An 8,018-nucleotide genomic window follows, 5' to 3' on the forward strand; every position below is an offset into this window, starting at 1 on the left:
AGCCTCGATCCACCGATCGACTTGGCGCGGTGTGGTGATCCGGCGCGTCGGAACATGAGAATGCCCCTGTGCTGAAACAGAATTGGAGTTCTTCAGGCTTCAGTTCCGTCTCGCGCAAGGGGCATCTCGTAGGTGAAACTCTCTCACACCCTGACCCGCACTTCTGCGGTGTTCGACGACCCGAATCTCGTGTCGTCCGCCGGCCTGGTCCCGGTACTGGCACTGGCCGACCGGGCAGGGCTGCGCCAGCTGGCGGATGAGCACCTGAGCGTGCCGACGGACAAAGGCGCGAACGCTGGGTCGAAGGTGGCCTCGCTCGTGGCCGGGATGGTCGCCGGCGCCGACAGCATCGATGACATGGCCCTGCTGCGCCACGGCGGGATGGGCCGGCTCTTCGCCAAGGCGTACGCGCCCTCGACGCTCGGCTCGTTCCTACGCACGTTCACCTTCGGGCACGTCCGGCAGCTCGATGCGGTCGCCGCACGGTTCCTGCTCGCGCTGTCTCGCCTGGCCGGGCTGACCCCACCGGTCCCGGCACCATTGCCCGCTGGCGACGAGGCGGGAGCGGGCGTCGGGTACGCGTTCGTCGACGTGGACGACACGATCATCGAGGTCCACGGCCACGCCAAGCAGGGCGCCGGGTTCGGCTACACCCGGGTCCGCGGCCTGAACGCGCTGATCGCCACCCTCACCACCGCCGGACACGCGCCCTTGGTCGTAGCGCAGCGGCTGCGCAAGGGCTCTTGTGGGTCGCCCCGCGGGGCGAAACGCCTGGTCGGTGACGCCGTGAAACAGGCCCGCCGCCTGCTCGGCGTGAAGGCGCCGGTCCTGGTCCGGATGGACTCGGCCTACTACGGCCGCGACGCCGTCCACGCGGCGATCACCGGCGGCGCGCACGTGTCCGTCACCGTGCGGGCAACCAGCCCGGTCAAGGCCGCGATCGCCGGCATCGATGACGGTGCGTGGACCACGATCGAGTACCCGGACGCGATCTTCGATGAGATGAGCGGGGCGTGGATCTCGAAGGCGGAGGTCGCCGAGATCGACTTCACCGCGTTCGCCTCCAAGAAGAAGGCCGACCAGGTCCCGGGCCGGCTGATCGTGCGCCGCATCCCCGACTTCAACGCCGACAAGAAGAAGGCGACCGGGCAGGACACCCTGTTCGACACCTGGCGCTTCCACGCGTTCTTCACCACCGTCCCGGCCCATGTGCTGGACACCGTCGCCGCCGACAAGACCCACCGCGGGCACGCGATCATCGAACAGGTCCACGCCGACCTCAAGGGCTCCGCGCTGGCGCACCTGCCCTCCGGGAAGTTCACCGCCAACGCCGCCTGGCTCGTGCTCGCGGTCATCGCGTTCAACCTCACCCGCGCCGCCACCACCCTGGCCTCCGGTGCGACACCCCAGACCTCGAAGCTGGCGAAGGCGACCAGCGCGACCGTGCGTCGCAAGCTGATCCACGTCCCGGCCCGGGTCGCGTCCTCCGCCCGGCGGATCACCCTGCACCTGCCCCAAGCGTGGCCCTGGCACCAGGCGTGGACCCGACTGTTCGACCGCGTCGCCGACCCCCCCGCCACCGCACCGCCCTGACCACCCAGCCGACGACGGCGCGACCCGAGCAACCCCGACGTGGAACACCCCGACAGCGAGGTCGGGCGATCACCCACGCCCCCGCTCGCCTCCTCAGCCCGAGACGACGATCAACCCCACGCCATCAGCCCATCGGTGGATCGAGGCTTAGAGCGTGACGAAGCACGGCTGAGGCATGACGGACATCCGTGAAGAACGCCGATGCCTGGACGTCCGGAACAGCATCCAGGTGTTCGAAGTGATCGTCCAGCGAGAGCAGCAAGCGTCCCGGAAATCTCGCGTCGTTGTAGAGGCCAACCCAGCTGACTTGGAGCTTCGTGATCGGCGCCCACAAGGTGAAGCCGCACACCTCGCAATTAGAGATGCCGGTGTCCCACGAAACGCCGGAAATGCGTGACAGGGCTGAGGGGCCATGGCTAGTCGCCAGTGACATGGAGCCTAACCCCGAGTGACGTGGCGGCAGAGAGCGCTAGGTGCAGGTCCCACTGATCCCTCGTAAGTAGCCGGTCAATGCTTTCGACCGGCACTTTGAGTCCCGTGGCGAGAAGCTGCCTGGACTCCGGGTTTCGTCGTAGGTGGCCAACGACGACATCGCGGAGTCCGGCTTCCACTTGGGTCTGTGCGTCTGTAGGCAACTAGTCCTCCTCAACCGTTGTTCTAACACAATCAACCCTCCCAGGGCCCACTGACAACCCCCACGAGGTCTAGAAAACGAGGCAACGGAGCGCCCGTGCCCGGATCGTCTCCCACTCGAAGAAAATGGTCTCCAGATGGGCTTGGAGGTCGTCAGCTCGACGTCTCATGTCATCGAACTCTGGGCATCCACCTCCACGTTCCCCCTGCTGGACAATCGCTCGCCATGCCTTGTCACCGCTGCGTTCCAGGAAGTAGTCAACGATGCTGAGGAGGTCGGTGAGCGCATCCTGAATCCGGGGAGGAGCCAGCGGATGGATCTGAACCAATCGCTCCAAGGGCGTCATCATGCACTGCTGTGTCAGGGAGTCGGCATCCGCCGGATGCCACCCCTCGAGACCACACAGCAGGAGACTGGTCAGCGTTCCCGCGAAGAGCGTTTTGCGCGTGATGAGGAGCTTCAGGTAGCGCAGACCGGAAGCGTCCGCTGAGTCGCGCACCTTGGCTTGGTAGTCGACACTGATCGTCCGCCAATACCGGACCACGTCATTGAGCAAGAAGCGCGGCACTTTGGTAGGCGACGTCCGGCCGGCGTCGAGATAGCGGCGCAGCGCCGACGTGACGACCGCGGCATGAACGTTGGGCGACATCAGGCTGACCGACTCCTCCAGGAGCAGCATGCGCCTGGTCATGGAGTGATTCGTGTCGTCCTGGAGGCCGATCTTGTCGACTAGGTCGAAAGCGCCGACCGAGCGACCAAAGATGCCGGATGGGCCGGGAGGGCGCACGGCCTCGTCCGAATGGCCTTCGTCGACGAGCCAGGCACGACGCAGGTCATCCGCTCGTCGCAAGAGAGTCGGCGCTACGTCCGGGCGTTGGGGAAGTTGCATCGCCAGGACGAGGTAGTCGAAGTCACTCTCGGATGTCATCTCGCGTCGCGCCAACGAACCGAAGCCCACGACGTCGAGTCCCGGCTCGGCCGCGTCCTGAAGTGCATTTCGGGCGATGGCAATCCGCTCGCTGCTCAGTCGGCGTGCGGCTGCAATGCTCGGGAAGTCCGAGGAATCGAGCAGCGCGTGGGGAGCCTCGTCACGTGCCATGTACTGAACATACGTGCGGCTCGCGGTCCGCGCGACCGCTTGTGGCGGCCTCGGGATTAGTGGCTGAGCTTGGTCCATGCCTGGTGGGCTAGCCGATCGCGGAGGGATTCGGGTGTCTCGCGCGTGTCGAGGGCGGCGTGCACGAGATCGGACTGGGTGGGCGGTGCCATCCCGCCGACCGGCTGGTCGCGATCGAGGTTGCTCGGGAAGGCATAGCCTTCCGCGCTCGCGGCCACGGCGTTGTCGACCAGGGGCCGCGGCATACCGCCGTCGAGCGCGGCGAGCAGCGCCGGATAGACGGCGTTGACCACGCGCTCGCGGTCGACGCTCTCCATCGCGCGGCCGAAGGCCGAGGAGACCTGCAGCAGGTTGGCCATGCGCTGGATGTCCGCCGAGACATTGGTGCCGGCGGCGTGCATGAGGGCCGGGTTGAACCAGACCAGGTCGCCCTTGGTGAGGGGCAGCTGGATGTGGTTGGCGACGAAATAGTCCTGGAACTCCGGGATCCAGTAGGCGAGGTAGCCGTGGGTGTATTTCTGGCTGTGCGGGAGGTAGAGCGTCGGCCCGGACTCGACGGGCATGTCGACGTGCGCGACGGCGCCCTGCAGGGTCAGCACGGAGGAGAGGGCGTGCACGTGCGCCGGGAAGCGGGCTGCTTGCCCCGAATCCATGAAACCGAGGTGGTAGTCGCGGTGCACCGTCTGGCCCTTGCCGCCGGGACGAACGACGTTGGGCTGCACCGTGATCTGGTATGCCGGGCCGAGCCACGCGCGGGCGCCGAGCGCGACGAGGTCGTTGCTGTAGTAGTCGACGAAGGCCTCGGGGTCGGCGACCGCCAGCTTCTCCAGGGCGTTCCAGACGCGGTCGTTGGCGCCGGGCTCGCCGAAGTGGTCGCCCTTGGGCCCCCCGGATTCCTTCTCCTGCTTGATGATCCGGTCGTATGCCGCGTTGACCCGGTCGATGATCTCGCTCTCGAAGGCGCCGGTGAAGACGATGATGCCGGGCCCCTGCGACCAGGCGCGGGCCAGTTCGGCCTCGATGTCATCGCCGGCACCGTCGGCGAGCGACGCGCGCACCGCGTCCGCCGAGTAGATCAGGACGCCTTGCTCGACGGCGGTGGCGTGCGGGTAGTCGGCGAGGTCGGTGGTGTCCTGGAGGATCTCGAGCAGGTCCGCCAGCCGGCAGTCGCCAGCGTGGAGGGTTCCGACAGGGAAGGCGGGCGTGCGGCGAGTTGCGGCTTGGGCGAGTGCGCTCATCGGTGAGGCTCCTGACAGGTGCGGCTGTGGTGTCCTGCTTCCAGGATGGCGGGGTTTGGTGAGCCTGTCCTGACCTCAGCACCTCAATTTCCCCTCAGCCCGCCCGGGCCGTTCTCTCTGGAGTCGGCCTTTCTCTCTAGAGTCAGGAGGTATGGCGCACGGTCACCGGATCGCGGACATCGCCACTCAGGCGGGGCTGAGTGTGGCGACGGTCGATCGCGTCCTCAACGAGCGCCCGCACGTCAGCGCCCAGGCCCGCCGCCAGGTCGAAGCAGCGATCGCCGAGCTGGACCGACAACACACGCAACTGCGGCTCGACGGCATCTCCCTGGTGATCGACGTCGTCATGCAGGCGCCGAAGCGGTTCTCCGATGCGGTCCGAGCCTCCCTCGAGTCGCAGTTGGCGAGCTTGCGGCCGGCGCTCGTGCGAGCGCGCTTCTCGTTGCGGGAGAGCGGAACTGCCGAAGGACTCGCATCTCAGCTCGATCGGATCGGCCGTGGCGGACACGTCAGCGACGGCGTGCTGCTCAAGGCTCCCGACGACCCCGTCATCGCTGCTGCGATCGACCGGCTGCGCGAGCGCGGCATACCCGTGGTCACGCTCGTCACCGACGTCCAGCACTGCCGGCGCATCGCCTATGTCGGGCTCGACAACGCCGCCGCGGGAGCGACCGCGGCCTTTCTCGTGGCGGAGTGGACGACCGGCGCGGCGGGTGCCGTCCTCGTGACGATGAGCCGGTCGACGATGATCGGCGAGCAGGAACGCCTGACCGCCTTCACCGCGACCCTCGCCCGGCTCACCCCCGGCCGCGACACTCTCACGATCGCCGACGCCGACGGGCTGGATCAGGGCATGAGCGATCTGGTGCGGGCCGCGTCGAGGAAGCGGCGCGACATCGCCGCCGTCTACTCCATCGGCGGCGGCAACCGCGCCATCGCAACCCAGTTGCGGCGCAGCCGGATCCATCCCCGCATCCATCTCGGTCACGACCTCGACGCCGACAACGACGAGCTGCTGCGCACCGGCGCGCTCACCGCCGTCCTGCATCACGACCTGCGCGCCGACGTGCGCGCGGGATGCGAGCAGATCCTCCGGTTCCACCGCATACTGCCCGGCGTCCCGACCTCAGTGCGGGCCACGCCGCAGATCGTCACGGCATACAACCTCCCCCCGCGGCTCGGACCGGCCGCGCAGCCAGACCTAGGCAGCCAGACATAGGGAGTCAGACCTAGCCCGCTGAGCCCCTCTTGCTCTAATGTGCTGACAAAGACCGCGCTCGGAAGGACCCCCATGCTTCAGCTTCCCGCCGCCCGGACCCCCGATCCCCGCGAGGCACCGTCCCTGCGCTGGGGCATCCTCGGGACTGGCTGGATCGCCGACAAGTTCGTGACGGCGTTGCAGCGCAACACGACTCAGCAGGTCCACGCGGTCGGGTCGCGTAGTCAGGAGGGCGCGGACCGGTTCGCGAGCGCGGTGGGGGCGAGCGCGGCATACGGCTCTTACGAGGCCCTCGTCGCCGACCCGGACGTCGACATCATCTATGTCGCCACGCCCCACAACCACCACCACGCCAACGCGGTGCTCGCCATCGACGCCGGCAAGCACGTCCTCATCGAGAAGCCCATCGCCATCAGCGAGGCCGAGGCCCAGGACATCGCGGATCGCGCTGCGGCAGCGGGAGTTTTCTGTATGGAGGCGCTGTGGACGCTCTTCCTGCCGAAGTACGACGTGCTGCGCCAGCTGCTCGACGACATGGTGGTGGACACCGTCCTCGCCGACATGGGCGAGTACTTCACACCGGACCACCGCATCTTCCGCGCCGACCTCGCCGGCGGCCCGCTCTATGACATGGCGACCTACCCTTTGTCCTTCGCGATGTGGGCGCTCGGCGATCCGGAGCGCATCGCCGCGGCCGGCACCCCGGCGCCGAACGGCATCAACGGCCAGCTGGCGATGCAACTGGTCGGCGCCGACGGCGGCGTCGCCGCGCTGCACTGCTCGATCATCGGGGAGACGCCGACGACGGGTGTCATCGCGTCGGCCGACCGGACGATCACGATCGACGGACCCTTCTATCAACCGGGCGGGTTCACCGTCACCACGCGCGGCGGCGAGAGCGCCCGGTATGACGAGGAGCCGGTCGCCCACGAAGGCGGGCTGCACTTCCAGGCCGCCGACGTGGCCCGCCTCATCACCGCAGGAGCGCGCGAATCCGACGTCCGCCCGCTCGCCCACTCGATCCGGCTGCTGCGGGTGATGGACGCCATCCGCGAGCAGGTCGGCATACCGCTGCCTGCCGGAGTGAGGCGAGTGAGGTGCCGATGAGCAGCGCACCGTTGCCGTGGGCCCGGGTGACCGACCACCTCGGCACGATGGCCGACGACGGCCGGTTCAACGGCATCCTGCTCGTGATGCAGGCCGACGCGACCGTGGTGGAGTTCTGTCGCGGCTGGGCGGATCGCGCTGCGGGAGTGCAGATTCACCCTGGCACCCGCTTCGCGGTGGCGTCGATGTCCAAGATGTTCACCGCCGCGGCGACGCTGCTGGCGGTCGGCCGCGGGGAGCTGGCCGTCACCGACCGCATCGTCGATCTGCTGCCCGAGGCTCGCCGCCCCGCGATCCTCTCGTCCGAGATCACCGTGCACCACCTGCTCACCCACACCTCGGGGATCGGCGACTACTTCGAAGAGGACGAATCCCTCCCCCACTACACCGGCGACGACTATGGCGCGACGTGGGCCGGCCGGAATCCGGGACGGGTCGAGCGCCCGGACGACTACCTGCCCTTGTATGCCGACCGCGCGCCCGCCGCCGCACCCGGAGAGTGGCATTACAGCAACGCCGGCTACGTGCTGCTCGGTGCGGTGCTCGAGGAGATGACCGGCCGGGCATACGTCGATGTCGTCACCGAGGACGTACTCATCCCCGCCGGCATGGCCGACACCGGCTACTTCCGTTCCGACGAACCCCGGCCCGACGTCGCTCAGGCCTATATCGACCGTAGCGGCGCGGCATGGCGCACCAACGTCTTCTCCGTCCCGGTGATCGGCGGCGGCGACGGCGGGGCCCTGGCCACCGCCCGCGATATCGACCGCTTCCTGCGCGTCATCGCGGACGGCTCGCTCCTCGGGCCAGAGCTCAGCGCGCTGATGCGGACACCGCACGTGCCGGCATACGGCGACCGCTCGCAGGGGTACGGCCCGATCGTCGCGCCGGGAGGCATCTTCCAGCACGGGGGCGGCGATCCGGGAGTGGCGGGGGGGGGGCGCCCGCCATCACGGCGACGAGGACCTCTCCGTCGTCGTGATGCTGAACGTAGACGGCGTCTTCGACGACGTGTGGGATGTGGTCTCGTCGGGCTTGCCCACTCATCCGTGACCAATCATCCGTGACCAACTCATCCGAACGGATGATGCGGGCGGCTCGATCACCGGC

7 protein-coding genes are annotated in these 8,018 nt (G+C 68.2%); 4 read left to right on the top strand and 3 right to left on the bottom strand.

The features are described 5' to 3' along the window. The first annotated feature begins 132 nt into the window (after positions 1 to 132). Positions 133 to 1,593, top strand: coding sequence for an IS1380 family transposase (locus tag BN11_RS19465; protein WP_048698803.1), 1,461 nt, complete (start codon positions 133 to 135; stop codon positions 1,591 to 1,593). A gap of 124 nt (positions 1,594 to 1,717) precedes the next feature. On the opposite strand, the gene BN11_RS23175 is transcribed toward BN11_RS19465, so the two are convergent. From BN11_RS23175 to BN11_RS19475, 3 genes are all read right to left on the bottom strand, one after another. Beyond that, a complete protein-coding gene (locus tag BN11_RS23175) occupies positions 1,718 to 2,026 on the bottom strand; it encodes a hypothetical protein (protein ID WP_157044289.1) in 309 nt (102 codons plus the stop codon). A gap of 271 nt (positions 2,027 to 2,297) precedes the next feature. Then, the gene (locus BN11_RS19470) at positions 2,298 to 3,326 is read right to left on the bottom strand and encodes a hypothetical protein (RefSeq protein ID WP_048700034.1); all 1,029 of its coding nucleotides are present in this window, start codon (positions 3,324 to 3,326) and stop codon (positions 2,298 to 2,300) included. Positions 3,327 to 3,382: 56 nt separating this feature from the next. Further along, positions 3,383 to 4,582 carry a phytanoyl-CoA dioxygenase family protein gene (locus BN11_RS19475; protein ID WP_048700036.1) on the bottom strand — a complete coding sequence of 400 codons (1,200 nt, stop codon included), beginning with the start codon at positions 4,580 to 4,582 and terminating at the stop codon, positions 3,383 to 3,385. A gap of 151 nt (positions 4,583 to 4,733) precedes the next feature. Here BN11_RS19475 and BN11_RS19480 point away from each other — a divergent pair, with 151 nt between their 5' ends. From BN11_RS19480 to BN11_RS19490, 3 genes are all read left to right on the top strand, one after another. Next, positions 4,734 to 5,801, top strand: coding sequence for a LacI family DNA-binding transcriptional regulator (locus BN11_RS19480; protein ID WP_048700039.1), 1,068 nt, complete (start codon positions 4,734 to 4,736; stop codon positions 5,799 to 5,801). Between the two features lie 72 nt (positions 5,802 to 5,873). After that, complete coding sequence (locus BN11_RS19485) at positions 5,874 to 6,908, top strand: Gfo/Idh/MocA family protein (protein ID WP_048700041.1); 1,035 nt, start codon at positions 5,874 to 5,876, stop codon at positions 6,906 to 6,908. Next, positions 6,905 to 7,975: a serine hydrolase domain-containing protein gene (locus BN11_RS19490; protein ID WP_083433897.1), complete on the top strand. Its 1,071-nt coding sequence runs from the start codon at positions 6,905 to 6,907 to the stop codon at positions 7,973 to 7,975. Before BN11_RS19485 ends, BN11_RS19490 begins: the two co-directional genes overlap by 4 nt. Positions 7,976 to 8,018: the final 43 nt, after the last annotated feature.

Source organism: Nostocoides australiense Ben110 (genome assembly GCF_001050535.1).
Lineage (GTDB): Bacteria > Actinomycetota > Actinomycetes > Actinomycetales > Dermatophilaceae > Nostocoides_A > Nostocoides_A australiense.